This window comes from Pseudomonas sp. NPDC086112, from assembly GCF_044746425.1.
GTDB lineage: Bacteria > Pseudomonadota > Gammaproteobacteria > Pseudomonadales > Pseudomonadaceae > Aquipseudomonas.
The window spans coordinates 1-22,632 of record NZ_JBIVCD010000040.1 but is presented as its reverse complement, the minus strand read 5'-3'; the positions used below and the strand labels follow the sequence as shown (position 1 = coordinate 22,632).

Annotated in this window: 15 protein-coding genes and 1 pseudogene; 6 read left to right on the top strand and 10 right to left on the bottom strand. The window is 54.9% G+C overall.

Annotated features, from left to right (window positions below):
- Positions 1 to 145 precede the first annotated feature (145 nt).
- Positions 146 to 982 carry a S1 RNA-binding domain-containing protein gene (locus tag ACIPLA_RS22995; RefSeq protein ID WP_030131899.1) on the bottom strand — a complete coding sequence of 279 codons (837 nt, stop codon included), beginning with the start codon at positions 980 to 982 and terminating at the stop codon, positions 146 to 148.
- A 351-nt stretch (positions 983 to 1,333) separates the two neighbouring features.
- Between ACIPLA_RS22995 and ACIPLA_RS22990 the strand changes: the two genes are divergently transcribed.
- From ACIPLA_RS22990 to ACIPLA_RS22980, 3 genes are all read left to right on the top strand, one after another.
- Positions 1,334 to 1,522, top strand: coding sequence for a hypothetical protein (locus tag ACIPLA_RS22990; protein ID WP_017337097.1), 189 nt, complete (start codon positions 1,334 to 1,336; stop codon positions 1,520 to 1,522).
- Positions 1,523 to 1,732: 210 nt separating this feature from the next.
- Positions 1,733 to 2,449 (top strand): TorF family putative porin, encoded by a 717-nt coding sequence (locus tag ACIPLA_RS22985; protein ID WP_401176231.1) that lies wholly within the window; start codon positions 1,733 to 1,735, stop codon positions 2,447 to 2,449.
- A 76-nt stretch (positions 2,450 to 2,525) separates the two neighbouring features.
- Positions 2,526 to 3,395 (top strand): DUF6279 family lipoprotein, encoded by an 870-nt coding sequence (locus ACIPLA_RS22980; protein ID WP_401176229.1) that lies wholly within the window; start codon positions 2,526 to 2,528, stop codon positions 3,393 to 3,395.
- Positions 3,396 to 3,520: 125 nt separating this feature from the next.
- On the opposite strand, the gene ACIPLA_RS22975 is transcribed toward ACIPLA_RS22980, so the two are convergent.
- Entirely contained in the window at positions 3,521 to 3,913 is a 393-nt protein-coding gene (locus tag ACIPLA_RS22975) for a transcriptional regulator (protein ID WP_218397834.1), read from the bottom strand.
- Positions 3,914 to 4,114: 201 nt separating this feature from the next.
- Between ACIPLA_RS22975 and ACIPLA_RS22970 the strand changes: the two genes are divergently transcribed.
- Positions 4,115 to 4,849 carry a DUF899 domain-containing protein gene (locus tag ACIPLA_RS22970; protein WP_401176225.1) on the top strand — a complete coding sequence of 245 codons (735 nt, stop codon included), beginning with the start codon at positions 4,115 to 4,117 and terminating at the stop codon, positions 4,847 to 4,849.
- A 510-nt stretch (positions 4,850 to 5,359) separates the two neighbouring features.
- Positions 5,360 to 5,632, top strand: a complete 273-nt coding sequence (locus ACIPLA_RS22965; RefSeq protein ID WP_028939944.1) for a hypothetical protein — start codon at positions 5,360 to 5,362, stop codon at positions 5,630 to 5,632.
- A gap of 176 nt (positions 5,633 to 5,808) precedes the next feature.
- Here ACIPLA_RS22965 and ACIPLA_RS22960 read toward each other — a convergent pair whose 3' ends face one another.
- The 6 genes and pseudogenes from ACIPLA_RS22960 to ACIPLA_RS22935 all read right to left on the bottom strand — a co-directional run bounded on the left by ACIPLA_RS22960 (position 5,809) and on the right by ACIPLA_RS22935 (position 12,746).
- Positions 5,809 to 6,177: a hypothetical protein gene (locus tag ACIPLA_RS22960; RefSeq protein WP_401176222.1), complete on the bottom strand. Its 369-nt coding sequence runs from the start codon at positions 6,175 to 6,177 to the stop codon at positions 5,809 to 5,811.
- 228 nt (positions 6,178 to 6,405) lie between these two features.
- The gene (locus tag ACIPLA_RS22955) at positions 6,406 to 7,041 is read right to left on the bottom strand and encodes a hypothetical protein (protein ID WP_401176219.1); all 636 of its coding nucleotides are present in this window, start codon (positions 7,039 to 7,041) and stop codon (positions 6,406 to 6,408) included.
- Complete coding sequence (locus tag ACIPLA_RS22950; protein ID WP_401176216.1) at positions 7,031 to 7,222, bottom strand: HNH/endonuclease VII fold putative polymorphic toxin; 192 nt, start codon at positions 7,220 to 7,222, stop codon at positions 7,031 to 7,033. Before ACIPLA_RS22950 ends, ACIPLA_RS22955 begins: the two co-directional genes overlap by 11 nt.
- A 130-nt stretch (positions 7,223 to 7,352) precedes the next feature.
- Positions 7,353 to 7,991: a hypothetical protein gene (locus tag ACIPLA_RS22945; protein ID WP_401176214.1), complete on the bottom strand. Its 639-nt coding sequence runs from the start codon at positions 7,989 to 7,991 to the stop codon at positions 7,353 to 7,355.
- A gap of 9 nt (positions 7,992 to 8,000) precedes the next feature.
- A pseudogene (locus ACIPLA_RS22940) lies at positions 8,001 to 12,043 on the bottom strand (DUF637 domain-containing protein); the annotation flags it as partial.
- A gap of 142 nt (positions 12,044 to 12,185) precedes the next feature.
- A complete protein-coding gene (locus tag ACIPLA_RS22935) occupies positions 12,186 to 12,746 on the bottom strand; it encodes a hypothetical protein (RefSeq protein WP_401176211.1) in 561 nt (186 codons plus the stop codon).
- A 160-nt stretch (positions 12,747 to 12,906) separates the two neighbouring features.
- Between ACIPLA_RS22935 and ACIPLA_RS22930 the strand changes: the two genes are divergently transcribed.
- On the top strand, positions 12,907 to 13,536 hold the full coding sequence (locus ACIPLA_RS22930) for a DUF4291 domain-containing protein (protein WP_401176208.1): 630 nt from the start codon (positions 12,907 to 12,909) through the stop codon (positions 13,534 to 13,536).
- A gap of 7 nt (positions 13,537 to 13,543) precedes the next feature.
- On the opposite strand, the gene ACIPLA_RS22925 is transcribed toward ACIPLA_RS22930, so the two are convergent.
- Complete coding sequence (locus ACIPLA_RS22925; protein WP_192343927.1) at positions 13,544 to 14,035, bottom strand: hypothetical protein; 492 nt, start codon at positions 14,033 to 14,035, stop codon at positions 13,544 to 13,546.
- A partial coding sequence (locus ACIPLA_RS22920; RefSeq protein WP_401176205.1) for a hemagglutinin repeat-containing protein occupies positions 14,032 to 22,632 on the bottom strand: 8,601 nt, incomplete at its 5' end. The genes ACIPLA_RS22920 and ACIPLA_RS22925, both read right to left, overlap by 4 nt.

Here is a 22,632-nt window from a genome sequence, read left to right as displayed (position 1 = left end):
GCAAAAGACCTTTAAATCGTTGCTTGCGTCATATGGCGGTCGCGGCCTCCCTGTAGGAGCTACCGCAGGCTGCGATCTTTTGATCTTGATCTTTTACAGTCAAAAGATCGCAGCCTGCGGCAGCTCCTACGGGGGCGGCGTTGGGTCAGCTGAGTTCGATACGATCAGCGTGAATGACGATCTGGCCGTTCTTGTACAACGCACCAATGGCCTTTTTGAAGTTGCCCTTGCTGACGCCGAACATACTGCTGATCAGCGTCGGGTCGCTCTTGTCGCTGACTGGCAGAGTGCCGTTGTTGTCGCGCAACTTGGCAAGAATCTTCGAGTTCAGGCTAGTGGCAGCTTCCTCGCCCACCGGTTGCAGGCTCAGGCTGATCTTGCCGTCGGCGCGGACTTCTTTGATAAAGCCCTTCTCTTCTTTACCGGCGCGCATGAACTTGAAGATTTCGTTCTTGTGGATCAGGCCCCAGTGCTTGTTGTTGATGATTGCCTTGAAGCCCATATCGGTCGCTTCGGCCACCAGCAAATCAACTTCCTGACCCGGGGTGTAATTGGCCGGGGTCTTGTCCAGGTAGCGGTCCAGACGCGCCGTCGCGGTGATGCGGCGCGTGTGTTTGTCGAGATAAACGTGCACCACGACATACTCGCCGGCCGTCATCTGGCGCTTTTCTTCGGAATACGGCAGCAGCAGGTCCTTCGGCAAACCCCAATCCAGGAACACACCGATGCTGTTGACTTCAACAACTTTCAAACTGGCGAATTCACCGACTTGAACTTTCGGCTTTTCGGTCGTTGCGATAAGTTTGTCATCGCTGTCCAGATAAATAAAAACGTTGAGCCAGTCTTCATCTTCGCTGGGAATATCTTTGGGGATATAACGGTTAGGCAGAAGGATTTCGCCATCCGCGCCACCGTCCAGATATAAACCGAAGTTAGTGTGTTTAACCACTTGCAAACTGTTGTAGCGCCCGACTAAAGCCATGTCCAATACCCTCATTGCGTGGGCGGCATTCTACCCGGTTTTGCGGGCCGCGTTCGGCGGCCGGTCCGGTGGCACAAGAAAATCCGTCGAAGGCCTTAATTTTCCTGGGTTTTACCCGGTGCGCTTGCCCGCTCGTCAGACCATTTGGGTGCCTCGCTCCCTGGTCTGCCCATCCGAAAAACGCTTTTTCTTCACTTGGGTTCTTAGTTAAAACAGCAGCTTACGGGAACATTGCGAATAATAACTTGCGATAAATTGCGTTGCTCCAAGGTGTATTTCGGGAGGATATTTACCAAGCAATTGTCAAGTATTTCCTGTACGATGCCTGGCCAAGTTAATTTCTACAGGTTAATGGCCGCCATGCGTGTAAAAGCATCCAACAGCAAAGCAAAGCCAGCTCCAGCCGTTGAAACCAGCGAATCGATCAACAACCAGATCGCTGCGTTCCTCAAGTCCGGCGGAGAGATCCAGCAAATTGCCAAAGGCGTCAGCGGCCAGACGTTCGGCCCGTCCAAGCAGATCACGCTGGGCAAGAAGTAATTTCCCCCGCGTTAACTGGTCCCTAAGCGCTTTGAGCTTCGAAGCGCTTGGACTGGAACCCTCCCGCAATACCCCATAAAACAAATCAATATTTCAAAAATCGACGAACGGCCCTCGATGCCGAACATTCGCCGGTATGCTTGCACGTGTCTGGATCAAGCGTTTCAGCAGGTTTTCAGGACCTGCTCCTCGCTGTTCATGGAGTGACGCATGCTCAAGCCCTCTCTTTTTCTGCTCGGCAGCCTGCTGTGGTATTCGGTCGCCCAAGCACAAGTCTTCCAACGCGAACTGGGCGATTTCGATCTCAAACTCGCGACCACCCCCAGCCGCAGCATGGCCCAAGGGCTGGTCAAACCCTCGACGACCGGCTCGTTCCATGGGGGCCTCGACCTGAGCCACGACAGCGGCTTCTATGTAGGTCAATGGTCCCCCAGCATGGGACTCAGCCCGTCGAGCAACCTTGAAGTCGATTCCTACATGGGCTTTAAACAGCCTTTCGATCACTCCCTCGGCTACGAAGTGGGCATGATCCATTACAGCTACCCGAAAGTGGACACCCTCGACAGCCAGGAGCTGTTCGGCGGCCTGACCCTGCTGGGCAGCCGCTTCGGCGCGGCCTTCAGCAACGACCCCGACAAACAGAACAGCACCCTGTTCGCCGACCTCAGCGGCAACCAGCCGTTCGGCATCGGGATCAGCCTGAAATACACCACCCACCAACTCAACACACCGGTGTCCGTCGACGATGGGTATGTAGGCAGTTTTACCGACTGGTCAGTGAAATTGTCCCGGCCATTCATGGGCATCGATCTGGACTTGATCTACAGTGATTCAAGCCTGAGCGGCAGCGATTGTTCCGCTTATTCTGGCCACAATAGCCAGTGCGACGGCCTGGTGACGCTCAAGGCTGCGCACAGCTTCTATTAATTGGCTGAACTGCCGGGCTTATCCCGCGATCACACAAGAGAACCCTTAAGAAACCAGGTCTTCGCAAGGACTCGCCATGTCGCACTGGTGGAAACAGCTCGGCGTCATCATCACCCTCAGCCTCACTGTCGCCGCGTGCAGCCGCGTGGGCCTGGCTTACCGCAATCTCGACGTGATCATTCCCTGGACGCTCAGCGACTACCTGGAGATGAATCACGAGCAAAAAGACTGGTTCAACGAGCGCCTCAAAGAACACCTGAGCTGGCACTGCACCACGCAACTGCCCGGTTACCTCGACTGGCTGGATCGTTTGCAGGCCATGGTCGAGGCCAACCAGATCACCGACGCCGCATTGCAAACCCGCACCCAGGAAGCCAAACAGGCCATCGCCGATACCGCCCGGGAAATCACCCCGTCGGCCATCGAGCTGTTGCAGGGCCTTGATGACAAGCAAGTCGCGGAAATGAACGACGCCTTCACCAAGGACCAACGCAAACGCCAGGAGGCCTACCTCAAGCCGTCTCTGGAGCAACAGATCAAAGAGCGGAGCAAGCGCATGGAGAAACGCCTGAATGACTGGCTCGGCCCGCTCAACCCAAGCCAACAGCAACGGGTCGTGGCCTGGTCGAATGCCTTGGGTGATCAGAACAAGCAATGGATTGCCAACCGCGCCCATTGGCAACAGCAATTCAGCGCGGCAGTCGCGCAGCGGCAGAGCCCAGAATTCCCACAGCGAATCGAGACACTTCTGGTGAATCGCGAGAGTTTGTGGACGCCGGCTTACCGCCAGGCCTACGCCAACACCGAAGCCCAGGCAAGGGCGTTGCTGGTGGACGTGATGGCCGAGAGCACACCGGTTCAACGTGAACGGTTGCTGCAAAAGATTGAAGGCGTGCGCAAGGATTTCGCTGATTTGAAATGCCTGAAAGCGGCGCGGCAGGATTAAACGGACCACCACAATCCAATGTGGGAGCGGGCTTGCTCGCGAATGCGGTTCAACATTCAAATCTATGTCGACTGTCACACCGCATTCGCGAGCAAGCCCGCTCCCACAGGGGGTAAACGCGATCTTCAGGCAATCTGCGCCTTCGACGCCACCTCATCAAACGTCAATTCCTCCAGCGCATCTTCCTGTTCATCCAGCACCTGCCGCGGATGCTCATTACCCGGAATGCTGCTGTCGATCAGGCTCAACAAACTCGAACCTCTGGGCGTCAAAATGTAATTCTCGCCATTACCACCCTGGTCCTCGGGCCGAGGCTCGATATAACCCCGCAGCAGCAGTAACTTTTCGTACTCGCCAGCCACGGTTTTCAGGTGATCCAGGTTCTCAAACGGCTCACCTTCCGACGCTTTCTCCGCCGCATACTGCTCGGCATAAGGCCGTGGGGTGAAACTGTGGCCAGCGCCGTTCTGCACTTCATGCAGCAAGCGTTCAATCAAATCCCAGTTATAAGTCGTCATCCTGATCAACCTCCAGAGCCCGTGAGTGAAATGGCCTTCATAGGTTGTGACCGACAGGCAGGGCGGCCGTTCAGCCTGGTTATTTCGCCCTACCGACCAGCGGTATGTCGAATAGGGCACAGGCCAAACGACTAGGCTGTGTAAGACGGTTTACCCCTCTGCGCGGATCGACTTTCGCCAAAGCATGCAGGAGAAATCACCATGAACATTCAGAACCATCCGGTCGTGTCCCGGGAAGAATGGCTGGCTGCCCGCAAACAACACCTGGCCCACGAAAAAGCCTTCACCAGGGAACGAGACAAACTCAGCGCCGAACGCCGCGCTTTGCCCTGGGTGAAAATCGACAAACCCTACCGCTTTCAGGGCCCCAACGGCGAACTGAGCCTGACCGACCTGTTCGGCGGTCGCAGCCAATTGATCATCTACCACTTCATGTTCGCCGCAGGCTGGGACGAAGGCTGCCCAGGCTGCTCGTTCCTGTCCGACCACATCGACGGCGCCAACCAACACCTGGCCCATCACGACGTGGCTGTGGTCGCGGTTTCCCACGCACCGTTCGCCGAATTCCAGCTTTTCAAACGGCGCATGGGGTGGAAATTCGACTGGGTCTCGTCCGAAGGCTGCGACTTCAACTATGACTTTGGCGTCTCAGCCCGAGCCGAAGACGTCGCCGCTGGAAAAGCTACCTACAACTACGAGAAATCCGATGGGGCTGAAGAAGAACTCCCCGGGCTCAGCGTGTTTTATCGCAATGAAGTGGGGGAGATTTTTCACACCTATTCAACGTATGCCCGAGGTTTGGATTTGCTGGTGGGGGCCTATAACTATCTGGACCTCACGCCCAAGGGGCGTAATGAAGAGGAGATCATGGATTGGGTGCGGCATCATGATCGGTATGAGGACAAGGCAGCGGCCAGTTGCTGCCATGGGGGATAGACCGCAGCCATCGCGGGCATTGGCTCGGGTTGAACACAACATCCGTGAACACCACAAATCCCCTGTGGGAGCGAGCCTGCTCGCGATGACTGACTGACATTCAACATTGATGTCGACTGATACACCGCTTTCGCGAGCAGGCTCGCTCCCACAAAGTTGCGTGGTGTTCTGTTGGTTGCATCCGTTTGCCTGACTGCAACTGGGGCAAATGCCCTACAACAACCTCGGAATATGGCACCTTGCACCGCTGGAACGATGAAGCTTATAGTCCGCCCGTCGCCCAAATGGCGATTCAGGTTTGGCGACCTGATTATAGAGAATGCGAAGGCTATCAGCTTAATTGCAGGCGCCAACGCACCCGCAAAGCCGCTATTTTATGGCGGCTGTGCGCGGGAGATCTTCGGATCTGCCGGTTTCTCTGTACCGGTTCGCCAACCTGCGTACAGCTGCCACCCTCTCGTTTGGCGACGACTGAGTGACGGCATTAGCCAATCAAACAGAGATCTTCAAATGAATCGATACATGCCCCTCACCGGAATCGACCTGATCCCGGCGTCTCTACTTATTGATACCCAAGCGCCACTCGACGTCCTGCACGCGATGGCGGATTACCGCATTCGCACGGTTACCCAGGTGCTGGAGAACATCGCCTTTCGTGCCGAGATTGGTTGCGACACGGTGGTGCTTTCTGACTTTTCCAAACTGCTGGCCATTCCGTTGCGGGATGGTTGTGATTTGATGGATGTGATTGGTAGACGGTTGCGGGCGCAGGCTGCGGAGTGAATGAAAACGGGCGACTGTAGGTCGCCCGTTTTCAAGTTGTCCCACTTACTTCGAAATAATGATTGGCTTGCAGCTTGAAGCTGTCGTCAAATGCCCTGAAAAATCCTCGACAGTTGCATTCTCTGTATCCGGGAAAATTAGACCACTACAAAATCCCCGTTTAATCTCCCACTCGATCACTTTAAAAATTTTTCTCTCACAAAATCCATTTCCAACTTCAGACGCTCTAAATCCTCTCCGCTCACCCCAGCTTCTATTAATTCTTGCACAGCACACCTCCCATAGATATCAGCTAAAAGCTCCAACATCTCCTGTGCGTACAGGCTATCCTTTGACAACACTAACCCACGACGATTTCCTTCAATATATATAGCAGTTTGAAGAACCGCATTTATGCCTGGAGCATCATCCCGATGCAAACTTTCCGTTTCATCTTGGACATATGCAAACGCCTGTTCAGGCCGAAACTTTCTCCCGTCAATAGCATCACTATAAAGCTTCTTGACCAAAGAAACCGCATCATGAAAATCAAGATCAGCCTTCATATTTAGTTCTCGGTGAAAAAGGGGATTTATTTTCTGGCCACCACTCTTAGAAAATAAATCCGTCCCCTTTACGCTAGTCCCCTTTACGCTAACCGGCTGCCCATTAATGCTTTTAGGGTGAACCCGTATGATATTTCCTGAATTAAAAAAAAGTTGACGGTTTTATATTTTGGCCATTGCACAGTTGCAAACAAATAAATCCGTCCCCTTCGAGCAGTGATCATCCACTCATGAGAATCTATTTACAACATTCCGACGACCAAAGATCGAAAACCCTTTTTCAAAATCGTCGAACTCACCCACCAAATCCAAAAGCACCCCCTTAACCACGCTAACGGAATAGATCAATTTAATATCTTGACTAACATCACCAGACCACTCTGCATTAATAATATTTTCAGCTACAACGTCTTCTGATGAAAAAATAATGTAGGAGCATCGCTCATTCAGCAGAATTTTAACAACAGACTCAATAGAAGCATCCGAGATTCGCACTGCACCTGAAAACTTAATCCCTGACACACTCTCAATTGAGCTCTCTTGAAAGTCGCATCCACCCACGACTTCAAAGCCACGAAACTTCAAAGCAGCCCACAATTTTCGATGCCGTACAACTTTGGTATTCGGTTGCCAAGCGGAGTTTCTAACAACCAGCCACCCCCTCCAGCCAGAAAACTCTGCGCCAACCGACATGTAAATATCTCTAAACAGCTGCAACATCGATTCAACCGTGGGGCTCTCAAGCAACCAACTTTTTGCTGAAATATCAATATCACAATCCAGCGCCGCCGCCCCATGAACATTAATTACTTCATTATCCGCAAAAACATCAGGTACACGTACAATTCGAACGCTAGTAATCATAATGATTTCCTGGCTGATCGTTAAAATGTGGACCTCGATTTTGTGAGTTTCCGTCACCGAAATCGTGTCCTCCAGCATCGTCACGGATTCTAACTGTTTTCATTCCTCCGCCTGGTGTCGGAACCTCAAATTCGTAGATGCTCCCTGGCTGAGGGTTACCGCGCTTATCGACGTTTGGCAATACACGACTTGGTTGCTGGCTTGTTGGGATTGTCTTAGAAAATAAATCCGTCCCCTTTACGGTCCCAGAATAAACGTGGCCTGAGAGTCATCTAGGAGTCGACCTGATCCCTGCCTCCCGCTTACTGGCGTCAATCCTGTACTGTTGGTCTGAAATCATCAATCGTCTTGTTTTTTTCTTTCAACAGAGACATGACAAACTCAGGATCAAAATCCATTAACAATTCGATAGCATCATAAATCTTCCAACGATGTATTTCTGGATGATCAATTATCGAAACAAGATGCTGTTCAATAGGAGGTATATACTCCAGATATCTTTCACGCTTCACGAAGGCAAAAACATCGGCTATTTCAAAAGGTTTGCTGCCCGCCAACGCTATGATTTTCGACAAGGGCGAGTAGACTTGGGTTCTCGCCACCTCTCTTCCCCCCCTGTCAGCCATATTGGCAAAATACATGGTCACTGCCATAAGTATCTGACGATAAGTGTCATCGTATCCATGCAGCCTATGAGAATAGATGCCTTCGATAATTCCAGGTCTTTCCATGCTCTTCTCCAAGGCAATCAGGCCTTCATGGACCCCCCAACTGGTCAATAACTTCGCAGCTAGGAAGCGCACCACATCATTATCTGCGTGAAGAAGCAACCCCTTCACAGCATCCATTCTTTCCTGCGGAATATCCTCGGGGTCCAGGTCTCCTGCATCAGCAGCATAATCTGCATGTTCCGGAATACTATTAAGCAGGTCGTTTGTTTTCCGATCCATGACAAATACCTATTTATCGATAAATTTAATATAGTCGGCCGGGACACAGCCCTTGATCAAGCACTCTCCATCACGTGTGGCGTTCCTCAAGTCTGCCTCTGCTCTCGTCAATGAAGTCTCATTTTTCGTGGACGGGTTGTTCGTGTATTTCTCCCGTGCCGCATCTACCCTTGATTGCAACTCGGCCGCGATTTCACGGCTGCTCAAGAACCTGGTATTTGGCAATACACCGGAATCAATATCCTGCTGCAATCGCGTCACGTCGATTTCGATTTTATGCGTGCCGTAGTCCTTAGGATTCGAGGCAGCGTTCGGGTCGGTTACGGAGATGTAGGGAGAGTTTTCAGAACCACCTCCACGCACATGTGTTTGAACGCTGCCGGTCCCTTCTGGGTTAGGAGGAACCAAATCGCCATTCTCATTGATATATGCCTTTGGTTTTCCATTTCCCCCGACCGGTGATGAAAAATCATTATCGCTGCGCACAACAGTATCACCTGGGGCTTTTGCATCAACCCATTTCCCACCAACCCACGCAACAGCTTTCCCACCAATATAAGCTGTGGCAAACCCAGTAGTCGTGTCAAAAACCATACCACCTAACTGCTGGGCAGAGGCGGTCGCCACTTTATCAAACTCCCGTTCTAGCGCATGCGACGGGATCGGACTGGTAATCCAGTCCTTAATCCCGAGCGCTATCCCGCCAATCGTATCGAAAGGGGATGAAATGGCATTCCAAGCCGATTTTGCTGTGTCAACCACCCCTCCTGGCCACGCAACAGCTCGGTCCTTGAACCCCGTCAACCCTTCTCTGGCCAGAAACCCAGGCTCCATCGACGGGGGGTAGACAGTTGTAAGTTCTTTTGTGTCAATGCCTGAAAAATATCTAGCCTTGGCCGCATTTATTTCATCGAGCGTCCACCCTTCTTGTAGTCCACGCAGCTGAATCTGACGCCCAAACTCCTCCATATCACGTTGTCTTTCGGCATCCAATGCTGCTATTGCCCGGGTGATGTTGTCCTGGCACACTTGAGCACCAGGCCCCGAACCACAAGCTGCTCGAGCTTTATCCGCCTCAGCAACTTCTTTGTGTAGCAGCCAGTTGTACTGCGTGGCGTTCTTCGCAATATCTGCTCCCTGCTGAAGATCCCCATCCACCGCCGCTGCGGCCACAAGCCCCGTCAACTGCGACATCATTACGTGCAACTGGTCGTTGCCATCCGCAATACTGACCAGTTGATTCATCAACGCTTCATTCAGCCCTGCCGCTGCAGCGCCAGTCGCGAAATCACCACCAGTCGCCTTCGACAGCAAGCCTCCCATCAACGCATGAGCGACAACTTTCTCGAGGCTCCCGTCCGGAAACTTGATGGTGTCGCCGATCCAGTTAAACCCGGTAGCCATGGCCACATTGCCAGCCTCACCCAGCAGCGCCGCACTGAAGTTGTCGCCAAAACTGCCACCCCCGATGGCGGTTGAGATGCCGCTGGAGATCACCGCACGGCCACCCACCCGTATCGCAATGTCGGTGAAGTTAGTGCTAGTAAGAATGCTCGCGGACTTTGCACCTTCCGCCGCACCGACGAACCAGTTGGCGTCCGCGTAATCGAGCATGCCCGCAGTGAAGTCGGCAATGGCGGCGCCCTTGAGGCTGTCAGCGCTGAAGGTTTCTTTGAACGCCGCGCCAAGATTGCCTTTGTTGCTGATGGTGCTGGTAACGGCAGTAGTCGCCAGGCTTGTGGCAAACGCGCCCGCGCCACCGCCGCCCACCAGGCCTAGCCCCGCCGGGCCCATGATGAAAGACATCAGGATGGCGATGGCGATTTTCGCCCCCGCCCCTAGCCCTGAATTGTCGTACTTGAAGCTCTCGTGAATCTCCTTCACCTGACGCCAGTCGATGTCACCACGCGCTTCTGCTTGTTTCATCCAGGCCAGTTGCGGATCGGCCTGCACCATGGCATCGATGGTCTGGCTGACGCTTTGCTGGTCGACCTGTTTGACATCGATGCTGATCTGGCCAGCCGCTTTGATCACCAGTCGTCCTTGGGCGACTAGCTGGCTCTGACGGAGAGTTTCGTCTGTGGTGCCCGAACCTTTGGCTTCGAACCACCCCAGATCACCATCACTCTTGGTATGGCTCTCATCATGAAGGTCCTTCACCCCTTCAAAAACGATCGCCCCACCACTGTCGAGGATGATGTCCTTACCACTCTCCAGCTTCGCCACCTGATACCGCTGATCCCCACCGCTGACCAAGCTCAGGTTGCCCCCGGTGGTGATTGCACTGCCGATGTTTTTTACATCGGTGACTTCATCACGCTGGGTTTTCTCGGCGCCGAAACCGCCCTTTTTCTTCATGTCATACAGCGTGTAGTCGCGGTCTTGCGCCGCCAGCAGTTCGAGCTTGTCACCGGCCACCAGATAGGCCTCATCCCCGGCGGTGACCTTGCTCGAGATCAGCGTCAAATCCTTGCCCGCCTTCAGGGCAACGCTGCCCCCCGCGGTGATCTCCGAGGACACCTGACTGACATGGTCTTCCTGCTTGGTGACACTCTCGGTTTTTTCATACGAGTGCTGTTCATCCGCCGCCGAGGCCAGGGTCAGATTGTTTGCGGCAGCCATGGCGATGTCGCCTTGGGCATCGATCTGACTGGCGATCGCGGTCAGGTCACGGCCGGCGTCAATGGTGAGGTCGCGACCCGCGGAGACCTGTGCGCCAAGCTGCGTCACCGACGCATCGTTATGATCCCGGCCATCGGTGATGCTGTTGCTCTTTTGCGCCGACACGATGTTCACGTCCCGGCCCGCTTTAATCGTCAGCTCACCCCGGCTGTTGACCACGCTGCCAATGGTGTTGAAGTCGCGCCCGGCACCGATGGTCAGGCTGTTGGCCGCTTCGATCCGCGCCGCGCTGTCGGCAAAGCCCTGGGACCAGGACCATTGGCCGTTCTGGTCGTCGTAACTGCTGACGGTGCGTTCGTTGATCACGTCGCCCCGGGTGGCGGTGAGCGTGACGTCACGGCCGGCGATGATGCCGCCCGCCTTGTTGACGAGGTTGTTGCTGGCTTTCAGGTCGAGGCGGTTGCCGGCTTCCGCCAGGCCGCTGTTGACCAGGTCGTTGGCGGCGGTGGCCGATAGATTGTTGGAGGCGCGCAAGGTGCCGGCGTTGTTCAGGTCCTTGCCGGCGATCAGGGTGATGTCGTTGCCGGCAATCAACGCGCCGTTGGGTGCTAAACGGTTGTTGGCCTGGGCCAGGTAGAGCACCGGCACCAGCACTTGCTCGCCGTTCACCTCGGCAGTTTCCATCCAGACAATGTCATGGGTCAGGGCTGCGACCTGTTCGGAGGTCAGGCTGACGCCGAGCGACAGGTTGAGTGCCTGTTTACTGGCGACGGCGTTGTTCATCAGGTATTTGAACAAGCCCTCGTCGGAGGTCTGGCCACCGATGAAGCGTTGGCCGGTGCGGGCCACTACCGCTTGCTGGATCAGGCGTTGTTCGTAGAAGCCATCGCCCAGGCGTTTGGCGCTGGTGTCCGGGTCGTAACCGAGGTTCGACAGCAGGTAGTCCGAGCTCATGAATTGCTTGAGGTCGGTGAGTACCGGGTTGGTTTCGATCAGGTATTTCTGCGGTTTGGACGGCGCGCTGCTGTCCGGCAAACCCTGGACACGATTGATCGTGACGGCGCTGGTGGCAGGTACCGTTTGCTGCCGCTGGGTCGGGGTGATGCTGGCACCGCCCATGGTCCAGCTTTGCGGGCCGGTGCCGGTCGGGTGGGTGCTGCCTTCCTGCTCAGACGGAACAGGCAGTTCTGGTTGCTGGGCAGGCTGAAGCCGGGAAGGCCAGCGGGTTGACTTGTTGCTGGGCCAGATCGGGGGCGAGTTGCTGGTTGATCTGAATCCGCGTCGAGTAGCCACTGCCCGCGCCGGTGTCGGTTTGGGTACGACCCGCCGCCACATAAGCATAGAACGGGCGGACCAAACTGTTGTTGATGTTCTGGGGAGGCGTCGAGGGTGACGTTTCCACCCGCCTGGATGATTGCATCCAGAGACTCGCCGCTGACGACGTGGGTGCTGGCCGGCAGTGTTTCGCCCATCCAGGCCAGAAAGAAATCGAAGGAGTACTACCCCACCCTCAGAAAAAACGTGATCTGTACTTGTTTACCTCAGCCAAAAACAAATAATTAAATCTGCCCCTTACGCTGAAGGTGTGCTCGTCACGGGAATGCGCTGCTCAGGCTGGGTAACATCGTAGACATGTTGCTCACAGCGGCTACCAACAAACTGGAACTCCACCAAATAGACCTTGCTTCTTTCCGGCGTGAAAGTGGTTTTGAGCGGACCGCAGCTGTAAGTATTCCCGACTCCCCCACCCTTTGAATAACCCGACACCTGGAATGGCTGATCGGCATCGGCCTGTACTTCCAGCTGTGGGAAGCGTTTAACAGTCGCGCTGTTGGCCACTTCGTTAAGTTTGGCGATCCAGCCGAACACCTTCCCCTGGCCTGAATCCACCACGGTTCCAAGCACCTCCATACGCTGGTCAGGATCCGCTGCGCGCCTGATTGCGAACTCTACCGGAGAAGTGTTACCTGAGGCTTTCATGATGACCTTGGCGTGCTGCGCATCGACTGTCACCTTGTTCTGGTGCAGCTGGACACCGTCTTTCAGTAGGCTAGGGGAAGAGTCTCTGACGTTGGAATGGCAGCCTGGTAATGCCAGAATCAGGGTTAGTAGCAATAGTGAGATTTTGTTCACGTATGAATGTCCTTTTACGGGATTTTTGGCTGATGGGAAAACTTGTCTCAAGACGCAATGCGCCAAGAAAGTCGAGATACAAAAAAAAATCCGTCCCTTGAGTCAAAAATACCCCAAGACATAGTCAATCCTTTATTTTCATTAGATGTTGAGTACGAGCATGCAAAATCAGTTGGGGTTCGCCTCTCAAATTACACCTCTCCGCCAGATTCGCGGCTTGTACGACGATAAGACAATTCGCGTCTACCAGGCTTATTCGGATGCTATCGCCGATGCAGCGCTGACCCTTGGTACCTTCGCGTCACCGCCGTTCAAGATGGAGCGGATGACATGGATAAAGCCATCATTTCTATGGATGATGTACCGAGCCGGCTGGGGTCTGAAGGAGGCGGGGCAGTCCCGAATATTGGCAATCGATATTTCACGAGAAGGCTTCGAGTGGGCATTAGCCCATAGCTGCCCCAGCCATCCCGACGAATTAATGAGCAAAGAGGAATGGCTCAATGTGAAGGAAAATACACCAGTCCGCATACAGTGGGATCCAGAACGAGACTTGTACCTACAACCGCAAACACACCGCGCGATTCAGATAGGCCTAAGCAGGCAAGCCGTAGAGCTTTACGTCAATGAATGGATACAGAACATAACTGATATAACATCATTGGCGCACAATATTCACGACTTGGTCCTTGACAACAAAATCGAAAAAGCACGAAAAATGCTTCCGCTCGAAAAAACATACCACCCAACAACAAACAACATAATATATTCCAAACCAAACTTGAACTAAAAATCCATTACATAGATGCTAGTAGTCGGCCTGCAAGCTCGGACAGAACAGGATTTTCTGCCTGTGCCAAAATTCGCAGTTTTTCCTTAGCGCTATCTGTACCCACATCATGTAGCGCGTGTATGCATTTAACACCTAAAGAATATTCAGAACCTATATACGGGTAATCAGCCAGGGCAGCCTCAAACAAATAATCAACAGCACCAGGATATTTAAGCGACTGAAGTGCACTGGCAATATCTTCATGGCAAACATGCCAATCTTCAACTAACAGCCGGCTCAAAACATCTGGACACTCCCTCGAAAAGCCAAATATAAAACCAACAATCAGCAAACATTCCACGCTATCAGCATCTTTAATTGCAAGCGCAGCCTTTAGCTCCTGGCATACGTAATCTTCCGGGATGTCCCTTCCCACGAAAAACAATTCAATAAACTTTTCCTTTGAAATTCTTTTAAACATAAGATCAAACACCAATTTTTGCTGCTCATGGTTCATCGCTTAATCTCCGAAAATGACTTTATATAATAATTAAAAACATCCAACCCCGGCCCTTTACCTAGACCGATGTTAATTTGGTCCCTTTCCTTTTTGAAATATACATTGGTAAAAGACCAACCTTCAGGCAGTGAAGACATTGGCGGCATGTCTGGATATGCATTTTTAACCGCTTTAGAGGCATCACGGACTCCTAGTCCGGAAAGCGCATCAAGAGCACCTGGCCACAAATTAAATTGCACTAGAACACCTGTATATGTTGAAGAAAAACCCTGTGTAGGTGAAATAAATGTTTCCCCTGTTGCCGACACCTTCCCTGTCTCTAACAACGTATCATAATGTTCCTGACTCATAGCACGAAAGAAAATCTCCTCATCTACAAGCTTCCCACCCAACACAGAAGTTTTAGTTATTTTCCCGAATCCTGCAGCCTCTCCCGCCCCCGGTATTATAAGCGTAGCAAGATCAGCAACATTCTGTCCCGTCTGCAAGGCCTTCTGATAGCTGTTGTTTTGTAGCCCGAAGACAAAATTTTGGCCGCTGTAGGTGGCCAACCAATTGGAAACCATTGACGCATCTGGATCGACAAACGGATCTAGAAGACTATTTGCAGCATTTAACGCATGGCCGGACAGAAGCTCATTGCCCATAGATGCCATTGATCGCAAGCCAGTCCAGACACTTAAAGCGCCACCCGCCACCGTTCCCGTAACAGGATCAAAGACCCCGGCTTTTTTTCCACTAAAATCCAGATTCAGGTTGTAGAAGTCAACAAGGCTATTTGTATCGAACCCGTCGGGATCGCCGAGATAGCCGATGTTGATATCATAGTTTTTAAAGTCAGCTGAATGAACCACATTGTAGTTTTTTATCAAACTCAGCGTTTCATCGACGGTATAAGCCTTATTCCCATTCTCGAGTACTGACACAACGGTGTCATAACGACCCGCCAGCGGCGAGAGAGCAATGCCGAGGTGCTCTAGCGTGGCCGCATCGAACTGGCTGTCGGCGCCGCCAATCGTTTTTTGCCACTGAGCATCCGTATAAAAGGCGAATGCACGAGCCATGCGTTGCTCAGCTTCAGCCACAGAGATGCCAAGTTGGGTCGCAAGTTTTGGCGCTTCCTGTTCGATAAGCCTTGCTTCTGTTGGGTGGAATTGACGATTGTATTTTTCGATGTTGCCAGCAGTGGTAGCCCCACCCATCTGCGCAATCGAACTACCGCCACCCGCAGCAGCCCCTAGTCCTGCTGCAATCAAAGTGTCGAACGCATCTCGACTTTCCAGGCCAATTCCGAAGTTTTTCAGCACTTCATCCAATGCCGGCATAATCGCCGCCGACGCGCCTGCACTAATGGCACCATTTACCGCCGTGCCACTGGACAAGCCTTGTAAGGCTCCTGCCAAACTGTGCAACAAGATGCGAGCAGAGCCTCCTTCAGCCCATGCCGCTTGCAGGGTTTTGTCTTTGCTTCGCGTTGCATCTGCTAGCTGTTGATCGGCGTAATCACCGATTTTTTTGTAGGTATCTGCCGCTGTGGTATTGGCAACCAGACCTACCGCTGTGGCACCTCCTACACTACCCAAGCCTGCGGCAATCACGCCTGCGGCGATATCTGCCATGAAGCGTTTATCACCACCCACACCCCAGCTGTTGTAGTCATCAATCGCTGCTTGGCGCTCTTTGTCACTGCTCGCTGACTTGGCTCTGTCGCTGGCGGCTTGCTGCTGGGCATTGGCTACTTTGCCGATGATGTCTTTCGACAGCGAAACCGTGCTTTGAATAAGATCGATCCGTTCCTGGATCGCTTTTTCATCAGGCTTATCCAGCGTCTGATTGGCGTTTGCGGTATCGCGATTCAGACCAACCAGATCATTCGCACCCTCGGCGTTGCGCACGATGATGGTGCCTTCGCTGACAGCACTGCGGGTGCTGCTGTGATCCGAATCGCTCAACGAGAGTGGAACGCTACCACCCACACTTGAGCCGGCACTGCCGCCATAAGAGGCCGAGACCCCCGCCGATTGGGCACTGATTTCGCTGATATTTTTGATGTCACTAACGATCAGGCGATCAGTGCTGAGCAGGTTCTTGTCGGCTGATGCCTCACTGGCAATGACCGCGCCTTGCAAGGTCGTGTTTTTACCGACGGTGATATCGTAACCATTCTTGCCAGCAAACAAACCACTCTGGTCTGTCACTGCCTTATAGTCGCTGTTCATGTTGCCAGCGGCCAAGCTTGCGGATGCGGTCACCGGTGCGCCGTAGCAGAACGGCGGAATACAGATGCTGCCACCGAAACCGGCACTGCCCTGTTTGTTCTTCTGGGTCTCGGTGTCCTGGCGCGAGGTGATGTTGAGGTTACCCTCGATCAACGCCTTGATGCTGTCGGCCCGAACTTGCGCACCTGCCAGGGTCGTGTCATTCCCACTGTGCAAGGAGAGAGAGCCGGTATCCAGAGTAGTGTTTACCTGAGTAACCGAGCTACCGGTTCCCATGCTCTTGGCAATGGACGCTCCAAGGTCAAGGGTAAATCCGTTCTGCGCACCCAAGTTGAAGCTGGCGCCGATGGCAGTTTTGTTATTGCTGCTGTTGTTAGCCCAGTCGGCAGTGTTCTGCGCGCTTTCCAGTGTGATGTTGTTTTTTGCCAGCAACACGGTGTCGGTGGCTTTCAAACTGCTGCCGATGACATGAATATCACCGACTGTTCCCGGGGCACTGCCATCCGCAAGAATCAATAAGCCTTTGCCAGCGTTGATCGTACTTTGCTTGGCACTCTGACTGGTGTATTCACTAGTGCTTTTGCTGTGGGTGTTCGCCAGTTCGGTGCCAATCTTGATCAGAGATCCATTGCTGGCAGTACCCTGCTTTTTCCCATAGTCCGCGCCTGCGCCTTCGGCGTCACCGCCCATTCCTCCCAGATCGTTGAATGCCATGGCTGCTTGAGCCAACTTGACCGCTTTAAGTCGTGGGTCATCTGCGTTTTTGGCCGCTTCAACTGAACTGCGAATCGTATTGACCGTATCAACGATCATGCCGCCAATGACCCGACCGACCGCCAAGCTGCTGGATTTATCAGTGCTGCTCTGGCTCGCGCTTTCCATGCCGGCAGCGATAGTCACCTTGGAACCGATCAGGCTCATATTCTTGGTACTGATCAAATCGCTGGCAGTCACACTCAGTTCACGACCGCTGGTGAGACTGACATTGCCCTCGCTGGAGCCGATGGTGCTACCGGTCAACGTAGTCTGAGACGATTGGCCGGTGTGATTCTGACTGCTGATCGACAGGTGCTGGTTACCGATGATGTCATCGACGCCCAGGTTGTTGGCTGTCAGTACGCCGGTCAGGTCGCGGTTCTTTTCCTTATGAAGTTCATTGCGGGTAAAGGTGTTTTCCGCTGCGTTGATGGTGACGTCACGACCCGCCTGCACAGTCAGATCCTGTGTGCTTACCAACGATGAGCCGGTGATTGTGACGTCGCGATTGGCCACCACATCCACGGTATTACCCGAGATCACACTACCGACAGCAGTGGTTTGCGTCTCGGAAACCTGATCCTTGACCTTGCTCGACTTCAAGCCACCCCAGCTGCTTTTACTGGAGCTGCTTTCATGGCGGGCGCTGTTCGAGTCTGTGGCAGCAACGATCTGGATGTCGTTGCCAGCTACCAGTTGCACTCCGCCTTTATCGGCTGCGATCTCGCTGCCTTTGATCAGCATGTCGTTACCGGCCAGCAGGGTGGTGTTACCGCCGGAGGTCACTGCGCTGGCGATATTGGTGGTACTGGCCACCTCGTCGAGTCGACTCTTCTTGCCCGAGGAGCTTTTCTTGGTTTTGCTGTAGAAGCTGTAATCGCTGTCTTCTGCGCTCTGCAGCGTCAGGTTATTGGCCGCAAACAAATAGGCCTCATCCCCCGCACTCACTCGGCTGGCAATCAGATCCAGATCCTTGCCCGCATTGAGGGCAACGCTGCCTCCCGCATTAACGGTCGTAGATACCTGCCTGACATGGTCTTCCTGCCTGGCGGCCTTCCTGGTTTTTTCGTACGAGTGCTGTTCATCCGCCGCCGAGGCCAGGGTCAGATTGTTTGCGGCAGCCATGGCGATGTCGCTTTGGGCATCGATCTGACTGGCAATGGCGCTCAGGTCACGGCCGGCGTCAATGGTGAGGTCGCGACCCGCGGAGACCTGTGCGCCAAGCTGCGTCACCGACGCATCGTTATGATCCCGGCCATCGGTGATGCTGTTGCTCTTTTGCGCCGACACGATGTTCACGTCCCGGCCTGCTTTAATCGTCAGCTCACCCCGGCTGTTGACCACGCTGCCAATGGTGTTGAAATCGCGCCCGGCATTGATGGTCAGGCTGTTGGCCGCTTCGATCCGCGCCGCGCTGTCGGCAAAGCCCTGGGACCAGGACCATTGACCGTTCTGGTCGTCGTAACTGCTGACGGTGCGTTCATTGATCACGTCGCCCCGGGTGGCGGTGAGTGAGACGTCACGGCCGGCGATGATGCCGCCCGCCTTGTTGACGAGGTTGTTGCTGGCTTTCAGGTCGAGGCGGTTGCCGGCTTCCGCCAGGCCGCTGTTGACCAGGTCGTTGGCGGCGGTGGCCGACAGTTTGTTGGAGGCGCGCAAGGTGCCGGCGTTGTTCAGGTCCTTGCCGGCGATCAGGGTGATGTCGTTGCCGGCAATCAACGCGCCGTTGGGTGCTAAACGGTTGTTGGCCTGGGCCAGGTAGAGCACCGGCACCAGCACCTTCTCGCCGTTCACCTCGGCAGTTTCCATCCAGACAATGTCATGGGTCAGGGCTGCGACCTGTTCGGAGGTCAGGCTGACGCCGAGCGACAGGTTGAGTGCCTGTTTACTGGCGACGGCGTTGTTCATCAGGTATTTGAACAAGCCCTCGTCGGAGGTCTGGCCACCGATGAAGCGTTGGCCGGTGCGGGCCACTACCGCTTGCTGGATCAGGCGTTGTTCGTAGAAGCCATCGCCCAGGCGTTTGGCGCTGGTGTCCGGGTCGTAACCGAGGTTCGACAGCAGGTAGTCCGAGCTCATGAATTGCTTGAGGTCGGTGAGTACCGGGTTGGTTTCGATCAGGTATTTCTGCGGTTTGGATTGAACGCCGTTGGCCGGTAAGCCCTGGACACGGTTGATCGTGACGGCGCTGGTGGCAGGGACCGTTTGCTGCCGCTGGGTCGGGGTGATGCTGGCACCGCCCAGGGTCCAGCTTTGCGGACCGTTGTTGGCGGCGCCGGAGGTGGTGCCCTGCGTGCTGAGGCGGAACAGGCCGTTTGTACCTTGCGGCAACACGAAGCCCGGCAGCGAGAGGGGATCGACCCGTTGTTGGGCCAGGTCCGGCGGGAGTTGGCTGTTGAGGTGGACGATGAACGGGGTGGTCGCACGTTGGGTGCCGGTGGCGTCCACCTTGCTGTCGCTCGTGACAATGGGCGCGTTGACCGTTTGCACGCTGTTGTTGAAAGAAGTCGAAGCCGTGATGGTCGTACTGCCACCGGACTGAATAACAGCATTAATGCTTTTACCGGTGCTGGCGGTTTGCGTGGCCGAGAAAACCCCATATTTGGTGACCGCTTCAGGCACTGGCAAGTTCTTCGACGGATCGTAATCAGGGTTGAGCTCGGTGCTTAATCCGCTCTCCTGTTGGTAGAAGTAACCGCCATCGGCTCGCCGGTATAACGGCACGTATTTGGCGCTGTACTTGTTGTACTCATTGACCGCACCACCCGGGTCGATCAACCCCAGGTAGATGCTTCCCGGCTCCGTGTCGGCAGGGTTTTTATAGTGGCTGCGATAAGTAATGGTCGATAGATCCACACCTTCATTCTTGAATGTGTCGACCGTGATGTTGATGTTTTTGGCAGCCGACACCGAACTGTATTGATTGAGGAAGTTCGACCCAGTGATATCGAGGTTACCCCCGGATGTCAGGAAGGCAGACGGCGAGTCTTTATCGACCGTGCGCTCATACACTTCAGTGACGTAGTACCAGACGTTCCACTCGTCCGAGCAATGGCTGCAGCTGTGGGTGATAGTGCCATTCACGCGTTGCTCGGCGAAGGTCAGCACGTCCTTGCGGTTGCTGATCGAAGTCGCCAGCAAGCGCATGTCACCGGCGCTTTCCAGGCTTCCGGAGATGTTTTCGATAGCGTCTGCCCGTTCGCCTGCCGCGTTCCGGGAAACGGTCAAGTCACCCAGGCTGTAGATGTCGCCATAGCTATTCGTCAGCGTATTGCTGCGCAGCTGCATGTCCGCGCCGCTGAAAATCAAGCCCTGCTGATTGAGCAATTGCGAGGCGTTAACCGTAAGGTCTTGTGCACTTCCCACGGTGCCGTAGTTGCTGAGGGATGCCGTATTGAGCAGCAGATCGTCATTTGACGTGATCCGCCCATAGTTGATGATCGGGCCCGAGGCACTGATATCTGTCCGCCCGCCGCCGGCAATTCGTCCCGCTTCGGCCAGATTCAGACTGGCCGCGCTGAGCGAAAGACTCCCCAGGCTGGTGACTCGACCTGCACCGGTATAGGCACCACTGAGGTTGAGCTGCAGGCTGCCGTCACTGGCAATCAATCCCTCGTTGAACCAGTTGACACCGGTACCGACGAGGCTCTCCGAGGCCAGCAACTGACCGCTCGCCGTCTGGGTGAAACTGTTGACGTTGACCTTCAGACGCCCGGCCTGGATGACGTTGCTGTTGGTCCAGCTGTCGGCGTTGAGGGTCAGGCCGCCACGGGTGACGATGCTGCCGCCGGCGCCGGTGACGTTGGCGGTGGAAATGTCGAAGGTGCCGTTGCCCACGTGCAACAAACTGCCGCCGCCGTTGAGGAAACTGCCCACCGCCATTGTCAGGTCGGTGTTGGCGCTTTCCAGGGTTCCGTTACGGTTGTCGAACAGGCCACCGATCTGGAAGCTGGTTTTGCCATTGGTGCCGAGGGCGCGCAGTTGGCCGGTCTGGTTGTCGAGGCTGGCGGCCTTGATCGCCAGGGTAGTGTCGCTCTCGATGATGCCCAGTCGATTGTTCAGGGCGCCGCTGAGATTGAGGTCGATCTGTTGACCGGCAATCTGGCCATCGTTGTCGCCGCTGTTGTCAAAATTGTTGCCAGTGACGTTGACCTTGCCTTTGGCGTAGAGACCGCCATTGCGGTTGTCGAAGTTGCCAGTGGTGATGATCGCGTCGCCGCTTTGCGCAGCGATACGCCCGCCGTAGTTGTCGATGCCGCCCAGAGCGGTCAGGTTCAGACGCTGGGCCTGGGTGACGCCGCTGCGGCGGTTGTTGTTCAGGTCATAGCCATTTTTCAGCGCACCGCTCAGGTTGGCCGTGAACGCGGCTTGCAGGCTGGCGAGCACACCGCCGCGGTTGTCGAGGTTGGTGGCCTTGATGGTCAGGTCACCGTCCGTGGCGACGATGCGGCCGCTCTGGTTGTCGATATCGCCACTGACCGTGAGGTTCAAAGCCCCTTGGCTTTGCAGGGTGCCCTTGGCGTTGGCGAGGCTGGCGGCCTGGATTTGCAGGTCGCCCTTCTGGCTGTAGATCTGGCCGGCGGCGCTGTTTTGCAGCGTACCGTCCGAGGTGATGGTCAGTAGATCCTTGGCCGCGATGGTGCCGAGATTGCGGTTGTCCAGGCCACTGGTGAGCAGGGTCATCAAGCCTTCGCTGGTGAGCTGGCCACCCTGGTTATTGATTTGCGTGGCACGCTGCACCAGTAGCGGGCCGGCGCTGGCCAGTTTGCCTTTGGTGTTGGTCAGGATGCCGAGCAGGTCCAGGGTCACGGCAGCGTTGCCGATCAGATTGCCACCGGTGTTATCCAGTGTGGTGCCGGTGAAACTGAGGTCCTGTTTTGCGTTGACCGTGCCGCCGGCATTGCCCAGCGTCATGGCCTGCATGGTCAGGGTTGCGCCGCTGTCGATCAAACCGCCTTGGGCGTTGTTCAGCAGACCACTGAGGGTCAAGGTCTGGGCGCCGGCACTGGAGAGAATGCCGCCGTTGCTGTTGTCCAGGCTGGCCGCGTTGACGCTCAGGGTTTTCTTGCTGACCAGCGCACCTTCGCCGCTGTTGAGAATCGCACCGCTGACGCTGACGGCCACATCGGCGTCGTGACTCGACAGCGTGCCTTTGTTGCGGTTGTCCAGGCTGTTGCTGGTGAGGCTCAGGCCTTGCCAGCCGGAGATCAGGCCGCCCTGGTTGAGTACCGTGTCGGCGTTGACCGTCAGCAGGTTGCTGCTGATCAGTTTGCCGCCGCTGTTATCCAGGGCGCGGGCCGTGAGGTCGAGGCTTTGGCTGCTGGAGATTTCGCCGTTCTGGTTGTTCAGGTCGCGCAGGTGCTGGAGGCTCAGCAAGCCTGCGGTGGTGATCAGACCGCCGCTGTTGTTCAGGTCCCCGGTGGCCGCCCCGAAGTCGATGGCAATGGCGCTGCCCAGCAAAGAACCGTTCTGGTTATTCAGGCCGGTACTGTTGATTGTCAGACCGGTGGTGGCGTTGATCAGGCCCAGGTTTTGGTTAGTCAACAGACCGTCGAGGTTCAGGTCGAGGTTGGCACGGCTGGTCAGGGTGCCGCCGCTGTTGTCCAGGCTGGCGGCTTT

What these genes read in the sequence shown, in the direction of transcription:
- ACIPLA_RS22965 (WP_028939944.1), top strand. Translation starts at nt 5,360, where the DNA reads ATGAATCGATACATGCCCCTCACCGGAATCGACCTGATCCCGGCGTCT.
- ACIPLA_RS22960 (WP_401176222.1), bottom strand. Translation starts at nt 6,177, where the DNA reads ATGAAGGCTGATCTTGATTTTCATGATGCGGTTTCTTTGGTCAAGAAG.
- ACIPLA_RS22975 (WP_218397834.1), bottom strand. Translation starts at nt 3,913, where the DNA reads ATGACGACTTATAACTGGGATTTGATTGAACGCTTGCTGCATGAAGTG.
- ACIPLA_RS22995 (WP_030131899.1), bottom strand. Translation starts at nt 982, where the DNA reads ATGGCTTTAGTCGGGCGCTACAACAGTTTGCAAGTGGTTAAACACACT.
- ACIPLA_RS22945 (WP_401176214.1), bottom strand. Translation starts at nt 7,991, where the DNA reads ATGGATCGGAAAACAAACGACCTGCTTAATAGTATTCCGGAACATGCA.
- ACIPLA_RS22930 (WP_401176208.1), top strand. Translation starts at nt 12,907, where the DNA reads ATGCAAAATCAGTTGGGGTTCGCCTCTCAAATTACACCTCTCCGCCAG.
- ACIPLA_RS22980 (WP_401176229.1), top strand. Translation starts at nt 2,526, where the DNA reads ATGTCGCACTGGTGGAAACAGCTCGGCGTCATCATCACCCTCAGCCTC.
- ACIPLA_RS22925 (WP_192343927.1), bottom strand. Translation starts at nt 14,035, where the DNA reads ATGAACCATGAGCAGCAAAAATTGGTGTTTGATCTTATGTTTAAAAGA.
- ACIPLA_RS22955 (WP_401176219.1), bottom strand. Translation starts at nt 7,041, where the DNA reads ATGATTACTAGCGTTCGAATTGTACGTGTACCTGATGTTTTTGCGGAT.
- ACIPLA_RS22985 (WP_401176231.1), top strand. Translation starts at nt 1,733, where the DNA reads ATGCTCAAGCCCTCTCTTTTTCTGCTCGGCAGCCTGCTGTGGTATTCG.
- ACIPLA_RS22990 (WP_017337097.1), top strand. Translation starts at nt 1,334, where the DNA reads ATGGCCGCCATGCGTGTAAAAGCATCCAACAGCAAAGCAAAGCCAGCT.
- ACIPLA_RS22970 (WP_401176225.1), top strand. Translation starts at nt 4,115, where the DNA reads ATGAACATTCAGAACCATCCGGTCGTGTCCCGGGAAGAATGGCTGGCT.